Below are 15138 nucleotides of genomic sequence, written 5' to 3'. Positions count from 1 at the left end.
GCAGTCTTTTTTATATTATTTAATACTCTTTATAAAGAATAGTTTGGAGCTTCCTGAGTAATAATCACATCGTGTGGGTGTGATTCTTTCAATCCGCTTCCTGTAATCATTACCAATTTGGAATCTTTCTGTAGAGTTTCAACATCTTTAGCTCCACAATATCCCATTCCTGCTCTTAATCCTCCAACTAACTGGAAAATTACTTCTTCTAATTTACCTTTACTTGGTACTCTTCCTTCAATTCCTTCCGGAACGAATTTTTTAGCCTCACTTTGGAAATATCTTTCTTTTCCTCCTCGCTTCATAGCAGAAAGGCTTCCCATCCCTTGGTATGTTTTGAATTTTCTACCTTGGAAAATGATTTCTTCACCTGGAGCTTCATCAGTTCCTGCCAAAAGAGATCCTAACATCACTGCTCCTGCTCCACTAGCAATTGCTTTTACGATATCTCCTGACAGTTTAATACCTCCGTCAGCAATTACTGCAATATTTTTAGTCTGAGCATATTCGTAAACGTTATAGATTGCCGATAATTGAGGAACCCCAACTCCAGCAACTACTCGTGTTGTACAAATAGAACCAGGACCAACACCTACTTTCAGAACGTTTGCACCAGCTTCAATAAGATCTTTTGCCGCTTCAGCTGTTACGATATTTCCACCAACGATATCCAAATCCGGATATACTTGTCTGATTTCTTTGATCTTATTTAAAACTCCAATAGAATGTCCGTGAGCAGAATCAATACCAATAATATCAACTCCTGCTTTTACAAGAGCCTCAATTCTTTCTAATGTATCTTCGCCCACTCCAACACCTGCACCAACGATTAATCTACCGTTTTGATCTTTGTTTGCATTTGGGTATTCAAGCTGATTATCGATATCTTTAATGGTAATTAAACCAACCAATTTGTTTTCAGCATCTACAATAGGAAGTTTTTCAACTCTGTTTTTAAGAAGAATTTCTTTTGCTTTCTCAAGATTGGTATTTTTATCAGAGGTGATCAGATTATCTTTAGTCATGATCTCTTCAACCTTTACATCAAGGTTTTCCTGATATTTTACGTCTCTGTTTGTGATAATTCCGATTAATACATTATTTGGATCAACCACGGGAAGGCCAGATATTTTATATTTAGCCATTAATTCTCTAGCTTCACCTAAAGTATGATCTTTTGAAAGCGTTACAGGATCAGAGATCATTCCATTTTCAGAACGTTTTACTCTGTTTACTTGTGCAGCCTGTTCTGCGATCGTCATATTTTTATGGATGAAACCTAAACCTCCAACTCTTGCCAATGCAATCGCCAAATCTGCCTCTGTAACAGTGTCCATTGCAGCGGAAACTATCGGAACATTCAGCGTAATTTTATCGGTAAGTCTTGATTTTAATGAAACCTGGTTAGGTAAAACTTCTGAATAAGAAGGGACTAGAAGAACGTCATCGAAAGTGATGGCTGTCTCTACAATTTTGTTATGAATAGACATCTTTACTTTCTTTGCAAAATTAGGTTATTTTGATGACATATGAAAATCATTTTTAATAGTTTAAATAAAATTTAATAATCAATAAGTTAAATCGAAAAACCGCCCTTTTTAAGAACGGTTTCCTTTACAAAATAAATTTAGTATGTCCGAAACTACTTGTCTAGAGTTAATATTTTAAATAATAATGTCTATTTCACAATATTTCCATTTTCGTCCAGATTTTCAATATGAGTCTGATTATTTTTATCTACGTATAATTTTAATCTTACTTTTCCTTTAGTATCACGAATAAAAACTCCCACATCTCCATTCGCAGCTTTGCCTGCGAAAAATCTTTCATTAGTTAATTTTCCCTGTTCTCTAAGCATGGCGTATGCTTTTTTACTTGCAACAGGATCATTGAGTTTTTTCAGAGAATCTTCAAACTTAATAATTGCTTCTAGCGGAAAATCATCCGGACGATCCCAAAGTTTTAATCCGTATACTCTTTTTTTATCTTTTCCGGTTTCTTCCATATATTGTAACTGCATTACCTGATCTGTATTTCTCTGATCTACTGAATACACCATCCCGGATCCTTTTTCATCAGCGTCATATACAAGTCCGCCACATTCATCTCCTAATGAATTAAAGAAAATTAATCCTGCATCTCTTTCTCTTTGCTTCATATTTTTGTGATTCACCATTCCCGGATGCTGACGTTCTTTATTACTGATAACCATTTTTAAAGTTCCGTCTTTTTCAACAATATTGATGCGTTCTACATCTATTTCTTTAAAATGTTCAACAGAAGGATTGGCTTTAAATGCCAGTATAAAAAGTAATACACAAACTACAGTAAGTGAAGCTGCATAAATTTTCAAAATACGAACTTCTTTGATCAGCTTTTCCATAAGAAGATTTTTGAAGTGAAAAAGAATTACTTATCTGAAACAGCATTAATCATTTTTGAAATATCATTGGGAGTAAAATCTCCTTTTACATCCACAAAAACGAGTTCTTTATCTGAATTCACTGTAATCAGCATATTTTTAATGGCCTCTCCTTTTTGCTTTACACGAAGGTTAACATTTTCGCCATTATGTTTTATGGTAGCCCAGTCTTCGTAACGATTATTATTCAAAAACTTCGCATAATCATTCAGCATTTCTTTGCTTCCGTTTTCTACTGTAAGAACCTTTATTTTAGAAACCTTTTTGATAAGGCTGATGAGTTCTTCACTTTCCCCGTCTTGCCTTAAAGCTTTTTTGATGTATGGTTTAGCCAATAATAAAGGTACATTAAAGCTTGTGAACTTGGCATCTTTGAAATCATACCTGGTATCTGAAAAGAAATCCATATTGGGTTTTTCAGAAACAACACAAGATTGAAGGCTGCCAATGACTAAAATTGAGAAGACAATAATTCTGAATGTTTTCATGGTCATGATTTTAATCCATTGGTCTTAGTAGTCCTCCGGAGGTTTTACTGATATTCGCATCGATTTCCGGTCTTCCTTTATATCTCACAGATCCTCCTGAAGATGCTCTTACCTTTAATTTATCCGATACGTTTACAGTAAGATTTCCTCCGGAAGTAGCTTCCGTTTCAAGGTAAGTGAATTTTAAATCATCTGCTTTACATAAGGCTCCGCTGCTGATATCTATCGATCCTGAATCTGCTTTCCCGCTCAAACTCATATTAGATCCGCTTGAACTTTTGATTCCTATATTTCCGGCCGTTATTCCTGCTCTCACATTAGATCCTGAAGACGCTGAAATAGTTGCCGCATTTGAGATTTTGAAATCACCGGTAATATTAGCTCCTGATGAAGCATCAATTCTCATATTTTTTTCCTGAATAGAATTTACAATAGTAAGATTAGAACCTGATGAAACATCAACACTTTCCATTCTTGGAGAAGAGACATTAACACTTAAATTTTTAAATCTCAGGTTTCTTACTCCTTTATTATCAATATATATTCTTAAAACACCATTCTCCACTTTGGTAATAATGTATTCTAATTTATCTGAATCAGCAATAACTTTTACACTGGTTGGTTTTTCCTGTTTAAAGATTACATTGACACCAGTACTTACCTGAATTCCTGAAAAATCACCTACATTTCTGGCTTCCCCGTTAAGGTAAGATGAATTATTATCAGAAGTGAGGCTATTTCTTGTGACAGAGATCGGGCTCTTTTTCGTTTCGCTGGAATTAATAATCTTGCTTACATCGTCCATAGACAGTTTTCCGTCAAGCATTACAAAAATACTTTCCCCACTTCCGCCGTCAATGCTTAGCAACAGATCATCCAGAATACCGTTTTTAGCTTCTGCAGAAAGGAATTTCACCTTTGCTCCCGCATTATTTACGGACATGATTTCGTTATAGTTCAGATTCTTTAAATAAGAAGAAATATCCTTACTCAACTGAGACATGTTACTCTGAACCTTACGTCCTTCGGCAGTATTTCCTTTCTCCGGATTTTCCGTGATAAGGATCTTAAGTCCGTTGATCTTTGACAATAACGGTTTTATCTGATCCAGCTGGGAATCATCAATATTGAGACTGCTCAGCATTCCGAACATCGGTTTGGCAATCTTAATGGAAGTTACTCCCTCTACTTCCTGATATTTGTCAAAGAGTTGATCAAATTTATCTTTTTGTCCATATACATTAAAGAAATGGGAAAAAGCAAGAGCGAATATTATGAATAGTTTTTTCATGAGTCAATTTTATTTTTTTTAAGTTAATGATGGCAACTGTTGTTCAGATTAATAATCATCATCTACCACCGTAGGCTGTGCCAATTTTTCACTAACGTTATTTGCAAATATCTGGAATGAGTATTTTGTTACATTAATTGCTTCTTCTACATTATCAATTCTTTTTCCGTTGACAATAACATAAGAATTTTTATATCCTGTAGAATCTTTAATTTTATTATTAAAAGAGGAATTGTCAGCATATCTTGGCTTCTTTTCCTTTTTCAGTCTTCCTCTTTTTGGTAAGATTTCATCCATTACATCTTTTTCAGCTACATGATTATCCTGAAAGATGGAATCTTTTTTGGTTCCTGAAATAGAATCGGTGCGATTCACTGCCACTTGTTCTTGGTGATTATGGTTTTCTTCAATAAATCCGGACTTTTGTTTCAGCACTTCATTTTTCACCATGTTTTCCTTATCCTGAACCGCTGTTTCAGAATTATTTTTAAGGAAAAAACCGATGCCAAAAACCAACATTACACTGGCGGCCATCCAGAACCATTTGGGAAAGGAAGGCTTTTTCTTTTCATCTAAAGGAATAATAGGCGTCGTATGGTCTTCAGAGGTTGTGCTTTCTGCCTGCTGAAGGAAGTCATCAAAGCTCCATTCCATTTTTTCTTCCTTTATCTCCCGGAAGATTTCGTCGTATTTATCTTGTAATTGATCTTTTTTCATAGCTCATCAGTTGTGAGATTTGTTCTTTTACTTTTTGTCTTGCCCGCATAAGGTTTACCCTTACTGCATTTTCCTCCATTTCCAGCATTTCAGAAATTTCGGAAACATCGTACTCTTCTACATCTTTCAAGTGGATCACCTGCTTCTGTTTTTCGGGGAGCTGATTGATAAATCCTACAATATGTTCCTTAAGGTTATCAACTTCCATACTGTAAAGCTCCGACCGGTGAAGCTGCATATCCGCAAAGCCTATCTTCACATCGTGATGCTTCAGGCGGTTCAGGCATTCATTCCGGACAGACTTCAGCGCATAGGATTTTAAGTTCCCAAACTGCCCCAGTTCATCCCTTTTCTGCCAGAACTTCATCATAATATCCTGCACTACATCTTCTGCCTCATCACTACTCATGACGAATCGCTTCGCAAAACGATACATCTCGTCTTTGAGAATAAACACCGTATTCTTGAAAGTTTCTTGGGTCATGAGTTTTGTTTCTTATAGGTAAGACAACTGGTCTTTACAATCTATTACATCAAAAATAAAAAAACTTCAAAAATATTTGAAGTTTTTATTATAATAGAATTAATACGTCTCAAAAATATGTTTCAAAATAGCTTTGTCTTCTTCTGTTAAAGCTACTTTTCTTCTCGCCATGGCTCTTTCTGCTACTTCATAGACTTTATCTAATCTGAATCTTTCATCATCTTTCAAGCCGCCCCATGAAAAGTTTTCCACAAGATTAGGTGGGAAACCTGGTTTGAAGATATTGGAGGCAACTCCAATGACAGTTCCTGTATTCAGCTGTGTATTGATCGCCGTTTTGGAATGGTCACCCATGATCAAGCCGGCAAACTGTAAGCCAGTGTCTTCAAAAGCTTTGGTTCTGTAACTCCAGAATTTTACATTTCCATAGTTATTTTTCATGTTGGATGAATTGCTGTCTGCTCCAAAGTTACACCATTCGCCAATCACAGAATTTCCAACAAACCCTTCATGCCCTTTACTGGAATATCCGAAAATAATAATATTGTTCACCTCTCCTCCTACTTTACAATGTGGTCCCACTGTAGTGGCTCCATAAATTTTGGCACCAAGATTAAATTTAGAGTCATCACAAAGTGCGATAGGCCCGCGAAGATGACAGCCTTCCATGATCTCTGTATTTTTACCAATATAGATTTTTCCGGTTTTGGTATTGATAGTTGAGAATTCAACAGAAGCTCCTTCTTCAATGAAAAGATCTTTTTTATCTCCTAAAAAACCGTTGGTGGAAGACAATTCCTGAGAAGTTCTTCCTTGGGTAAGCAGATCAAAATCAAAATCGATAGCGTGATGGTTATAGGTAAATAAATCTTTCGGTTTTTTAAAGAAAATAAGCTCTTCTTTAATATCCGTCATTTTTTCGATCTGATGAAGAGAAAACCCCTTCATATTGATCTTCGCTGCTACCAACTCATCTTCATATACTAACGCTTCACCCTGCTTAAGATCTTTAATCTGCTGAATCACAGATTCTGTAGGGATAAAGTTCGGAACTAAAAAAAGGCTTTCCTTTTCTTCCGGGGTTTTAAACTTATCCTGAAGATACATTTCTGTAAAATAAGATATTTCGGTATTCTCCAGAATTCTCTGCCATCTTTCGGAGAAGGTGAGAATTCCGCATCGCATGGCTGCAACCGGTCGGGTAAAGGTAAGCGGAAGAAAATCTTCCCAATATTGTGCGTCTGAAAATACTAATTGCATTTTTTGATTTTTAACTGGAGATTTTATACTCCGGGAGTTACATTTGGTTTCTAAGTTGTGTCTTGAACAAAAATACAAAAAGATGAGAGAAGTTGAGACAGAAGATCGAAGATAATGGATTGATAGATAATAGACGGATAGATAATAGACTAAGAGATGGAAGACTATACTGTGAATTCATCTTTCCTTAATTTATAACTTTTATCATTTATTTTTTAACCACAAAAAAGCCTTCCAAAAAATTGAAAGGCTTTCATATTTTGAGTATACAAAAATTACTTAGCGAATTTTTTGTATTTGTTCATGAACTTATCAACTCTACCTGCAGTGTCAACTAATTTCACTTTACCAGTGTAGAAAGGGTGAGAAGTTGAAGAGATTTCCATTTTGATTAGTGGATACTCTTGTCCTTCGAACTCAATAGTATCTTTTGTTTCTGCAGTAGATTTGCAAAGAAACACCTCGTCGTTACTCATATCTTTGAAAACAACAAGTCTATAATTTTCTGGGTGGATTCCGTTTTTCATAATGCTATTTTTAAAAAATTAAAGTTTGCTTTCGAAATAGTAATGGATATTTCTCTGCTAATTTTAGGTTGCAAAAGTACAACTTTTTTTCTAATTTCCAAATACTGAATTCAATATTTTTTTCTTGATAAGAAATTCAAAGTATTTTCGTTAAATTTGGAACTTACTAAACATTAATTTCAATGAAATTCAAATTATTACTGGCTTTTTCTTTCTGGATGCTCCTCATAGCGGTATCATGTAATAAGGATGATATTACCTTTGATGCTCCTTCGCAACAGCTGAGATTTTCAAGAGATACTGTATTTTGCGATACAGTTTATCATCAGGTGCGTTCAGAAACCTATGTAGTAAAGGTGTATAATAATGAAGATAAAGATGTTCTGATCCCAAGAATAAATCTTGAAAAAGGAGCGGCATCATTATACAGAATAAATGTAGATGGAAAGCCGGGACATGATTTTAAAGATGTTCCTTTAAGAAAAAAAGACAGTCTGTATATCTATGTAGAAATTGCTCCTCAGGCCACAGGACCCGAAGCTATTGCTGAAGACAAAGTGGTTTTCACCGGGCCAGCAGGGCAGCAGCATGTGACTCTATTCTCAGTTGTTCAGGATGCTGAATTCTTTATTCAGACTCCCACGAACCCCAATGTGATTACTTCTTCTACAACATGGAACAATAATAAAGCGAAAATCATCTACGGAGATCTTACCATAGATCCTAATGTCACACTGGATATAGATCCGGGAACCAAAGTTTATTTTCACAAAAACAGTGGAATGAAGATTTCTAAAAATGCAGTTTTAAATATTAACGGAACACTGGACAATCAGGTGATTCTTCGTGGTGACAGGAATGACCCTTATTATGATACCATTTCTAAAAACTGGAATTCTATCAAAATGGAACCCAACTCTATTCTAAACATGAATCATGCAAGATTATTTGGCGGAACCAGAGGTCTTGACATGAATCAGACAACAGCCAATATCAATAATTCATTTATTCATACTTTCTTTGAATATGGTATGTATGCGGTAAACTCTAGCGTAACTGCCAAAAATTTAGTAATGAATAATGCTGGTTTATCATGTATCGGGATCTTCAAAGGTGGAAAACACAACTATACTCATGCCACTATTGCCAACTATTCTAAATCTATGGAATCGTTTGACAGAAAAGGAATTTTCGTAACAAATGAGTGGAAAAATGCTGCCGGGCAAACTGAACAGGGTGCTTTACAACAATTTAACTTATATAACAGTATTGTATATTCTGACCGAGAAAATTCGGTTCAGTTTGAACAAACACCGGGACAGCAATTTGAATATTTCATTCAAAACTGTCTGTTAAAATATTCCAGTACTTCCGAAGCAGGTTTTACTTTCGACAATAATGTGAATGTGGTGCAGAGCATCAAAAATACAGATCCGCAGTTCATGAATTATTTCGCTGCAAAAATGAATCTAAGGGTAAAAACTACATCTCCGGCTAAAGGAAAAGGAGATCCTGTAGTAGCAGGTACTCTGCCTTTTGATATCGTAAATGTATCTAGAACTCCTAATCCAACTATCGGAGCTTATCAATAATGGAAATTACTCAATTACAACAACAGGTTGACGAATGGATCAAAACCATCGGTGTAAGATATTTTAATGAACTGACCAATATGGCTATGCTGACTGAGGAAGTGGGTGAGGTAGCAAGAATCATTGCCAGAAGATATGGTGAGCAGAGTGAAAAGGAAAGTGATAAAACCAAAGATCTTGGTGAGGAACTGGCAGATGTGCTTTTTGTAACCTTGTGTCTGGCTAATCAAACCGGGGTTAATCTACAGGATGCTTTTGACAGAAAAATGAAGATCAAAACAGATCGTGATAAAGACCGTCATCAGAATAATGAAAAATTAAAATAAAATTCCTGACATCAGATTTCAGATGCCTATAGAAGTATCTGAAATCTGGGATCAGGGTTGAAATATGAAGAAATAATGAAGAAGCTAGAAAAATCAACATTAATAGGAAATAAAACAGTACAGATCAGCGGTTCGAAAAGTATTTCGAATCGTTTATTGATTCTGGAAAGTCTGTTTAGTAATATAAAAATCGGAAATTTATCCAATTCCCAGGATACCCAGCTGCTAAAAAAGGCATTGTCCGAAGTTACCGATGTGGTAGACATTCACCATGCAGGAACAGCTATGCGTTTTCTTACATCCTACTACTCTATCCAGGATGGAAAAACAACGATCCTTACCGGCTCTGGAAGAATGAAGGAAAGACCCATCAAAAATCTGGTAAGTGCCTTAAAAGATCTTGGTGCTGAGATCCAGTATATGGAGAATGAAGGATTTCCCCCTTTAAAAATTACAGGAAAAAAGATTACACAGACTTCTGTGAATGTTCCGGCGAATATTTCCAGCCAGTTTATTACCTCTCTGCTTCTTATTGCAGGAAAACTTGAAAACGGATTGGAGATTCATCTTGTGGGTGAAGTGACTTCAAGATCTTATATTGAAATGACTCTTGATATTCTTACAAGATTCGGGATTCAAAACAGTTTTGAAGGAAATACAATTAAAGTAGCTCCTTTCACTCCGGATCATGAAGCTTCCACCAAAAGCTATGAAGTGGAAAGCGATTGGAGTTCGGCTTCTTACTTCTACTCGATCTGTGCACTGGGAAGAGAGACTATTCACCTAAAGAGCTTTTACAAAGAATCTACACAGGGAGATTCTGCCATTGCAAAAATCTATAAGGATTTCTTCGGCATTAAAACAACCTACTCTGAAGCTGAACACAAACTGACTTTGGAGCCTCAGCCTGATTTTTCTTTCCCTGAAAAAATTGTTTTGGATATGAACAACTGCCCGGATATTGCACAAACACTTTGTGTAACAGCAGCTGCATTGAAAATCCCTTTTGAAATTTCAGGATTGGGAACATTAAGAGTAAAAGAAACAGACAGACTTCAGGCTTTATATAATGAATTGAAAAAACTGGGCGTTGAAACAAAAATTACTGATTTAACCATTGAATCTGTAAGTTTTGGAGAGCCTGAAACCCACATTTCAATCAAAACATATCAGGATCACAGAATGGCGATGAGTTTTGCGCCTTACTGCCTGATTGGAGAACTGACTATTGAAGATGAAGATGTAGTGGAAAAATCTTACCCGATGTTTTGGGAAGATCTTGCCAGCGTAATGACTAAATAATTTAAAATCTGAAAATGTGGTAATTTGAGAAAATACAATGATTCATTTCTCAGATTATCACATCATCTAAAAACAACACCTAATCATGAAAAAATTTCTGATCTTATTTGCCTTGGCACTTCCATTATCGATTTGGGCACAATATTTACTTCCTAATGAAGAAATCATCTACTCCTTTGAAACAAAGAATGGGAAAAAGATGACATTGGTAAAAGATAAAAAAGATGCATATATCCAATATCGTTTCGGGAATAAAAATAAAGTAGAAATGGAGTTTCCTTCAGCAAGAACCAAGGATAGCTGGAAACAATTCAGCTACAAGTCTTATATGAGAGGCGGCGGGAAACAAAATTCAGGAATGGAGCTTAATTATCTGTCATTTGCTAATAATGGCTATCAATATCAGTTATACAAATCTTACTATGCTGAAGATGCATCCTATTCCACAGGAATTACGGTAACTGATGCTAAAGGAAAGGAAACCGATATTTCTGGAATCTACAAAACAATAAAAGGCTGCCTGTGTACTTTGAGTGATTCGAACCTCATCGTAAAGGAAGACACAGGATTATAACGGCACCATGCTTATGAAAAAACTGCTTTCTTTTATTGTCATCTTATTTTTCACAATCTCTTATGCTCAAAACCTGAAGAACTTTACTGTTCCGAAAGAATATAAAAAGATAACTGAGGTAAAAGGAGATTTGGATAAAGATGGAAAAGATGAAACGGTTATTGTATTTGATACAGACAAAATCGCATCTGACTATGAAAGAACTTCCGGAAAAAAAGATTATAAAAGGGTCTTCTATATCTTAAAAAACGAACAGGGACAACTTAAAATCTGGAAAGAGAATTCCAGTCTATTGTATTCAAGCTGCCTAGGCTTCTATCCTGAAGATAATATTCTTAACATTCAGATAAAAAATAATTGTCTTGTAGTGGAACAGAGTTTTTTCAGCAATTCAAGGCATACTCAGATTAATAAACATACCTTCAGGTTTCAGAATGGTGATTTTTACCTGATTGGCTCCCATGATAACTTTAAAGATACCTGTGAGTTTGATTTTACTAATGAAATTAATTTCTCCACCGGAAAAGTAATTGTAGACAAAGAGTATTCATCATGTGATGAGGAAGCGAAAATACCGGAAAACGTTTATAAAGAATTCATCTATAAGTTTAGACCTCTTATTAAAATGAATGATTTCAAAATACGAGAACATAAGTTCAAGATTCCGGGAATGAAGGAAGATTTTGTTTTCTAAGAAGGGAGCAGGATGATGGAAGCTGGAGGCTAACTATCCTGGAAAAGCTATAATAGACTTTTGATCTACTATTTCAGTATAAATAAAATGAAAACAGCTCATTCTCAACTTAAAGAGCTTCCCTCTTCCCGCCTTTCAACACAACAACTTAATCATCTCTTAAAACTAAGTTAACTCCTTATTACTTGACATATTCTTAATTTTAGCTACCATTAAAATATAAACTATGTTCAAGCACCCAATCAAATATGTAAAATTTTTTACGCTTAGTATGGCCACAGCAGCTGTATTCTATTCATGCGCTGAAGGGATGGCAGAAAGAGATTCTAATGAAACAGGTCTGACCTCAGCAAACAAAGCAAGCTATAAAATAGCCTCATTGGCACCTGTACAAATGAACAGCTGGATGGCCGGTCTGCAGGATAATATTTCAATTTCAAAAATTTCTATCCCCGGAACACACGATTCCGGAGCACGTATAGATGCCCCTGTAATTTCAGGAACAGCCAAAACACAGGACCTCAGTATTGCTGAACAGTTGAATGCAGGAGTTCGATTTCTTGATATCCGCTGCAGACATATTGATAATTCATTTACCATTCATCATGGTGCTATTTACCAGAATTTAAATTTCGATGATGTCCTGAATGCCTGTTATGCATTTCTTGAAAGTCATCCATCTGAAACCATCATCATGTCTGTAAAAGAAGAACATGATGCTTCCAACACCACAAGAAGTTTTGAAAGTACTTTCGATTCATATGTACAGAAAAATCCTTCAAAATGGAATCTTGGAACAAACATTCCTACTCTTGGAGAAGTAAGAGGAAAAATCAGATTGCTTAGACGATTCTCTACACAAGCTGCTAAAGGAATCAATGCGACTTCATGGGCTGACAATACAACCTTTGAAATTAATAATCCGGGGGCTCAGCTTAAGGTTCAGGATTATTATAAAGTTACTAATAATGATGATAAATGGAACGGAATTTCAACCCTGTTCAATGAGGCTAAAAACAATAATAGCGATAGACTTTTCATCAATTTCACCAGTGGCTACAAACCGGGAATCTTTGGAATTCCAAGCATTCCTACCGTTTCCAATGCAATCAACCCGAAACTTAAAGTATTCTTCCAAGGTAATACAAAAGGATCGTATGGAATTATGCCTATTGATTTTGTAAATGCTGAACTGGCAGAGCTGATTGTAAAGACTAATTTTTAGAATAGTTAAATATAAATTGTAGTAGTAAAGCTGTCTCTTTCTTGGGATAGCTTTTTTATTTATTCTCGCGGATTATGCAGATTGAACAGATGTTACTGTAAAATAGGCGTGAGAATATCATATGAAAATGTTTAAGCACAAAAGCTTTAAGCCCTTAAGTCCATTTTAAATGACAAGCTTTGTGTATAGGAAATACACTAAAGTTTTAAAAATCTTACCATTTTCAGTGGGTTTTATGCTGTGATATTTGTAAAAGTAAAAATGTAGTCTTTAGCTGTTAAAGACTACATTTTTTATTAAGAATTATGGCTGATTGAATTCAACTATTTTTCAAAGCCGTAAGCGGCCATAATCTTGTTGAAAATTTCTGTATTTTCAAACAGCCCTGTAAACTCTTTGGAATTTGGACCGTAAGCAAAAACACTTGCGGGAATAGAAGTATGGTCATTGGTACTGAAATTCCCAAATATCCAACCGTCTTTCAGGCTTCCATCTAAAAGCGTTAATCCACCAGTTTCATGATCACCCACAACTACAACCAGCGTTTCTTTATTTTCATCTGCAAACTTCATTGCCTTTCCTACTACATGATCGAAGTCTAATAATTCGGTAACCAGCTGTTCTATATTATTACTATGCCCGCCGCCATCAGTTTGGGAAGCTTCCACCATCATAAAAAATCCTTTTTTATTATTCTTCAAATCATTCAAAGTAACATCAAAAGCATCAGCCAGCCAGTTTCCTCTTCCGTTTGTGATTCTTTGTGAAGCCAGAGGATCAATAATCAGTGTTCTGTTATTGATTTTCTCTGCAGATTTCAGGCTGTGATAAATATCTACTTTAGCCTCTTTCAATCGCTGCTCTGTGTCTTGAGTTAAACCACTGGTGGGACCTCCGATAAGAATTTTAGCCTTAGAAGCAGCAAAGTCTTTCAGAATAGATTCAGAGCTGTTTCTGTTATCAGAATGGGCATAAAAATCGGCAGGTGTTGCATCCGTTACATCACCGCTAGAGATCAATCCGGATACTAATCCTTTTGCAGCAATAATATCCGGAATCTGTGCTAAAGTTTTTCCAGCTCCATCTACCCCTACAAATGTATTTTTTGTTTTTACTCCTGTAGAAAATGCTGTAGATCCCGGTGCTGAATCAGTAATATAGGCGTTTAGCGAATTGGTTTTAGATAAACCTGTGGATTTCATATTGAATACATTCAACTTTCCTTTATTGGCCGTAAAAGCAGCGTAGTATTGAGGTAAAGAAGTACCGTCTGGAATCAAAAGAATTACATTTTTTACTTTTTTGTTGATTCCGTCCGTTTTATAGGTTGGAGTATAAGCAGCATATTCCTTAGTATTTTTATAGAAATTTCTAGGAATGGTATTCATGAATTTTTTAAGATCCGGAATATGATCGGTATTGATATAATCTACTCCCATATCCATCAGGTTTACCCAGGCATTAGGAAAATCAGGAGCTCCATAGAAGCGCATAGGTTTTTGCTGAGCATGCGCTTTATCCACAGCTTTTTTGATTTTCTCCGTTTCTTCATCTCTCGGAATCCCTTTTCCATTCCATTTTACCAGTTCTGGCAAATCTGCACTGAACATTCCAACTCTTTTTAACTGATCTGCGGAATAGTCCTTATCCAGGTCGCCATCAAAATAAAGATAATTGGGATAGTTTTTAAAGTCACCCGGCTGAGGTCTTCCACCCGTGATTACTATCTTTACCCCTGAATTGTTAGTAATTTCAGGATATTTTTTTAATGTATTAACCAAAGCACTTAAGGTTGTTTTATAATCCTGTTTGATATCAATCAACAACTGGAGCTTTTTGTTCGCATCCTTATAAATATTCCCTTTATTCAGTTTGATCTGTTTTGCAATATTATCCAGATAAAGGTTTTCCAGCGTTCTGTCTGCGGAAAGTTCTTTTTCCGTATGAGCCACCCAAAGCTTTCCTTTCACCAGAAAAACATCTGCCTCAATAGAACCGAAGTTGGCATAATATGCCTGCCAAAAAGGAATCTCCTGCATATAATCATTGTGAGAATGAGCATTTCCCACATTATAGTTCAAATAATTCTGTGCTTGGTTTTCAGAGAAAACTGCCAGGGCCAGCAAACCCAATATTTTTGATAGTTTCATTTGTAAATTTTTATGGTTTTTGTAGGTTAAATAGAATATCACTCCTATCATTAACATCGTTATTCTATATTTCCTTTAAACACGAT

Annotated in this window: 15 protein-coding genes; 6 read left to right on the top strand and 9 right to left on the bottom strand. The window is 35.6% G+C overall.

The window, feature by feature from the left end; genetic code table 11:
* Positions 1-29: 29 nt before the first annotated feature.
* The 8 genes from guaB to AC3HD6_RS11465 all read right to left on the bottom strand — a co-directional run bounded on the left by guaB (position 30) and on the right by AC3HD6_RS11465 (position 7189).
* Complete coding sequence (gene guaB, locus AC3HD6_RS11500; protein ID WP_488896469.1) at positions 30-1490, bottom strand: IMP dehydrogenase; 1461 nt, start codon at positions 1488-1490, stop codon at positions 30-32.
* Positions 1491-1678: 188 nt separating this feature from the next.
* Positions 1679-2383, bottom strand: coding sequence for a hypothetical protein (locus AC3HD6_RS11495; protein WP_488896468.1), 705 nt, complete (start codon positions 2381-2383; stop codon positions 1679-1681).
* 26 nt (positions 2384-2409) lie between these two features.
* Positions 2410-2910 carry a DUF4252 domain-containing protein gene (locus AC3HD6_RS11490; RefSeq protein ID WP_488896467.1) on the bottom strand — a complete coding sequence of 167 codons (501 nt, stop codon included), beginning with the start codon at positions 2908-2910 and terminating at the stop codon, positions 2410-2412.
* Between the two features lie 10 nt (positions 2911-2920).
* Positions 2921-4201: a DUF4252 domain-containing protein gene (locus tag AC3HD6_RS11485; protein WP_488896466.1), complete on the bottom strand. Its 1281-nt coding sequence runs from the start codon at positions 4199-4201 to the stop codon at positions 2921-2923.
* A gap of 48 nt (positions 4202-4249) precedes the next feature.
* Positions 4250-4918, bottom strand: a complete 669-nt coding sequence (locus tag AC3HD6_RS11480; protein WP_488896465.1) for a hypothetical protein — start codon at positions 4916-4918, stop codon at positions 4250-4252.
* The gene (locus tag AC3HD6_RS11475; protein WP_068944973.1) at positions 4893-5402 is read right to left on the bottom strand and encodes an RNA polymerase sigma factor; all 510 of its coding nucleotides are present in this window, start codon (positions 5400-5402) and stop codon (positions 4893-4895) included. The genes AC3HD6_RS11480 and AC3HD6_RS11475 overlap by 26 nt, the downstream gene beginning before the upstream one ends.
* Positions 5403-5501: 99 nt before the next feature.
* Positions 5502-6662, bottom strand: a complete 1161-nt coding sequence (locus AC3HD6_RS11470) for a GlmU family protein (protein ID WP_488896464.1) — start codon at positions 6660-6662, stop codon at positions 5502-5504.
* Positions 6663-6937: 275 nt separating this feature from the next.
* Entirely contained in the window at positions 6938-7189 is a 252-nt protein-coding gene (locus tag AC3HD6_RS11465; protein ID WP_027375398.1) for a type B 50S ribosomal protein L31, read from the bottom strand.
* A 182-nt stretch (positions 7190-7371) separates the two neighbouring features.
* Between AC3HD6_RS11465 and AC3HD6_RS11460 the strand changes: the two genes are divergently transcribed.
* The 6 genes from AC3HD6_RS11460 (at position 7372) to AC3HD6_RS11435 (ending at position 12902) form a co-directional block, all read left to right on the top strand.
* A complete protein-coding gene (locus tag AC3HD6_RS11460) occupies positions 7372-8781 on the top strand; it encodes a hypothetical protein (protein ID WP_488896463.1) in 1410 nt (469 codons plus the stop codon).
* Positions 8781-9107: a nucleotide pyrophosphohydrolase gene (locus tag AC3HD6_RS11455; RefSeq protein ID WP_047385875.1), complete on the top strand. Its 327-nt coding sequence runs from the start codon at positions 8781-8783 to the stop codon at positions 9105-9107. Before AC3HD6_RS11460 ends, AC3HD6_RS11455 begins: the two co-directional genes overlap by 1 nt.
* A gap of 75 nt (positions 9108-9182) precedes the next feature.
* Positions 9183-10409, top strand: coding sequence for a 3-phosphoshikimate 1-carboxyvinyltransferase (locus tag AC3HD6_RS11450; protein WP_488896462.1), 1227 nt, complete (start codon positions 9183-9185; stop codon positions 10407-10409).
* A gap of 85 nt (positions 10410-10494) precedes the next feature.
* Positions 10495-10983, top strand: coding sequence for a hypothetical protein (locus AC3HD6_RS11445; RefSeq protein WP_488896461.1), 489 nt, complete (start codon positions 10495-10497; stop codon positions 10981-10983).
* A gap of 13 nt (positions 10984-10996) precedes the next feature.
* Positions 10997-11677 carry a hypothetical protein gene (locus tag AC3HD6_RS11440; protein ID WP_488896460.1) on the top strand — a complete coding sequence of 227 codons (681 nt, stop codon included), beginning with the start codon at positions 10997-10999 and terminating at the stop codon, positions 11675-11677.
* A gap of 226 nt (positions 11678-11903) precedes the next feature.
* Positions 11904-12902 (top strand): phosphatidylinositol-specific phospholipase C, encoded by a 999-nt coding sequence (locus tag AC3HD6_RS11435; protein WP_488896459.1) that lies wholly within the window; start codon positions 11904-11906, stop codon positions 12900-12902.
* Between the two features lie 323 nt (positions 12903-13225).
* Here AC3HD6_RS11435 and AC3HD6_RS11430 read toward each other — a convergent pair whose 3' ends face one another.
* A complete protein-coding gene (locus AC3HD6_RS11430) occupies positions 13226-15052 on the bottom strand; it encodes an alkaline phosphatase (protein WP_488896458.1) in 1827 nt (608 codons plus the stop codon).
* Between the last annotated feature and the right edge of the window lie 86 nt (positions 15053-15138).

Source organism: Chryseobacterium sp. II3a (assembly GCF_057815135.1).
This window is presented reverse-complemented; position numbering and strand designations above follow the sequence as displayed.

Excerpts from the sequence above, each read along its gene's own strand:
- AC3HD6_RS11490 (WP_488896467.1), bottom strand. The coding sequence starts at position 2,910 with ATGAAAACATTCAGAATTATTGTCTTCTCAATTTTAGTCATTGGCAGC.
- AC3HD6_RS11475 (WP_068944973.1), bottom strand. The coding sequence starts at position 5,402 with ATGACCCAAGAAACTTTCAAGAATACGGTGTTTATTCTCAAAGACGAG.
- AC3HD6_RS11435 (WP_488896459.1), top strand. The coding sequence starts at position 11,904 with ATGTTCAAGCACCCAATCAAATATGTAAAATTTTTTACGCTTAGTATG.
- AC3HD6_RS11430 (WP_488896458.1), bottom strand. The coding sequence starts at position 15,052 with ATGAAACTATCAAAAATATTGGGTTTGCTGGCCCTGGCAGTTTTCTCT.
- AC3HD6_RS11440 (WP_488896460.1), top strand. The coding sequence starts at position 10,997 with ATGAAAAAACTGCTTTCTTTTATTGTCATCTTATTTTTCACAATCTCT.
- AC3HD6_RS11465 (WP_027375398.1), bottom strand. The coding sequence starts at position 7,189 with ATGAAAAACGGAATCCACCCAGAAAATTATAGACTTGTTGTTTTCAAA.
- AC3HD6_RS11480 (WP_488896465.1), bottom strand. The coding sequence starts at position 4,918 with ATGAAAAAAGATCAATTACAAGATAAATACGACGAAATCTTCCGGGAG.
- AC3HD6_RS11470 (WP_488896464.1), bottom strand. The coding sequence starts at position 6,662 with ATGCAATTAGTATTTTCAGACGCACAATATTGGGAAGATTTTCTTCCG.
- AC3HD6_RS11495 (WP_488896468.1), bottom strand. The coding sequence starts at position 2,383 with ATGGAAAAGCTGATCAAAGAAGTTCGTATTTTGAAAATTTATGCAGCT.
- AC3HD6_RS11450 (WP_488896462.1), top strand. The coding sequence starts at position 9,183 with ATGAAGAAGCTAGAAAAATCAACATTAATAGGAAATAAAACAGTACAG.
- AC3HD6_RS11485 (WP_488896466.1), bottom strand. The coding sequence starts at position 4,201 with ATGAAAAAACTATTCATAATATTCGCTCTTGCTTTTTCCCATTTCTTT.
- guaB (WP_488896469.1), bottom strand. The coding sequence starts at position 1,490 with ATGTCTATTCATAACAAAATTGTAGAGACAGCCATCACTTTCGATGAC.
- AC3HD6_RS11445 (WP_488896461.1), top strand. The coding sequence starts at position 10,495 with ATGAAAAAATTTCTGATCTTATTTGCCTTGGCACTTCCATTATCGATT.
- AC3HD6_RS11460 (WP_488896463.1), top strand. The coding sequence starts at position 7,372 with ATGAAATTCAAATTATTACTGGCTTTTTCTTTCTGGATGCTCCTCATA.
- AC3HD6_RS11455 (WP_047385875.1), top strand. The coding sequence starts at position 8,781 with ATGGAAATTACTCAATTACAACAACAGGTTGACGAATGGATCAAAACC.